The sequence below is a fragment of the Streptomyces palmae genome, from assembly GCF_004684805.1.
In the GTDB taxonomy this organism is placed as follows: Bacteria; Actinomycetota; Actinomycetes; order Streptomycetales; family Streptomycetaceae; genus Streptomyces; species Streptomyces palmae.
Window position 1 is genome coordinate 1 of sequence record NZ_SRID01000681.1, and the last position, 1362, is coordinate 1362.

General features: G+C 73.6%; 1 protein-coding gene. It reads right to left on the bottom strand.

All coding sequences use genetic code 11. The features are described from left to right. Window positions 1-833: FHA domain-containing protein (locus tag E4099_RS32030; protein WP_135342590.1), on the bottom strand; the 833-nt coding region annotated here is incomplete at its 3' end. Between the last annotated feature and the right edge of the window lie 529 nt (window positions 834-1362).

Below are 1362 nucleotides of genomic sequence, written 5' to 3' on the forward strand. Positions count from 1 at the left end.
CCCCTTGGCTCCACCCCGCTCGCCGGAACGGAACCAGCCGCACCCGCAGACCCGTTCCCCGGCACCTCGACCCGTACATGCCCCTCCCCGTCCGTGCTGGTGGGGAGGGTGCCGGGGCGGACGGCTGGGGCGCGCAGCCGGAGTACGGACTCGCCGATGCGCAGCATCGCGTCCGGGGCCAGCGGCACGGCCCTCGCGCCGACCCGCTCACCGTCCAGCGTGGTGCCGTTGGTCGAACCCAGGTCGGCGACGGTGATCCGGCCGTCGTCGGCCACCGTCACCGCGCAGTGCAGCCGGGAGACGTCGGGATCGTCCAGCGGCACGTCCGCGTCCATGGAACGGCCTATCCGCACGGGGCCGCCGTGCAGGAGGTGGACGCCGCCCGCGTCCGGTCCGGCGACGATGTGCAGCCGCAACCCGGCAGCCGCGTCCGACGGATCGCCCGGGTAGGCGTCGGGGTCGGCCGGCGCGTGGAAGGAGAGCACCGAGCCGTCCAGCAGGGGAGGCTCACCCAGCACCTGGTGCTGCGGGTCCAGCCGCTCCGCGCCCGCGAAGAGCGTCGCGCTCCCGCCGCCCGCTTCGCCACCGGCCGCCGCCACCGCGTCCGCCAGTCCACCGACGATCGTGGCCAGCAGGGTGCCGGCCGGCGCGGTGACCTGGACGTCCACCGCGCAGACGGCGGAGGGATGAGCGGTGGCGTAGGGCGCGTGGCCGGGCTGGGTGGTGTGCGCCTCCTGCGCGTGCTGGAGGTGGGGGCGGCCGGCATGGCCCGATCGGCCCGTCGGGCCGGGGTGGGCACTGCGCGGCCCGAGGACGGTCAGCCGAATCCGCATAGCCGTCAACGGTCCCTTCTGCCCGCGGAACCCGCGGGGGTGTCGACCCCCACCGCCCCAGGCGCGTCGGCACGAACAGGTACTACCCGGCACGGACGCGGCCCCCGATGTGCTCTGCCGCCGCACTTCTCACGCATTCGTGCTCGCGTGCATCCTTGCACCTGCCGCTGACGCTCCGTCCTGCGGCCACCACTTCGTGATCTTGATTGTCCGGTCCACCGCTCGAATCCGGCCGCTTGCGACCACCCCCCACCACTTCGGACCACCGCCCGCCAGGACAGCCGCCGGACCCTCGGACGCACCCGAACAGCCATCGGGCCCCAGCCAGGTGTCTGTCAGGTGTCCGCCGCGGAACGCATCCGACGGGCGCCGGGGCCGTAGGGAGGGGGTTCTGGACGCTGCCGTATATGTGTGGCGCAAATCACCGGTAATGCAGCATTTCGGGGCAATCGCGCCGTAAATATACGGTCCAGAACCCGCTGCCCGGAGGACCAGGCAACCCACCCCCCGGCACCGCGCACCCCCACAC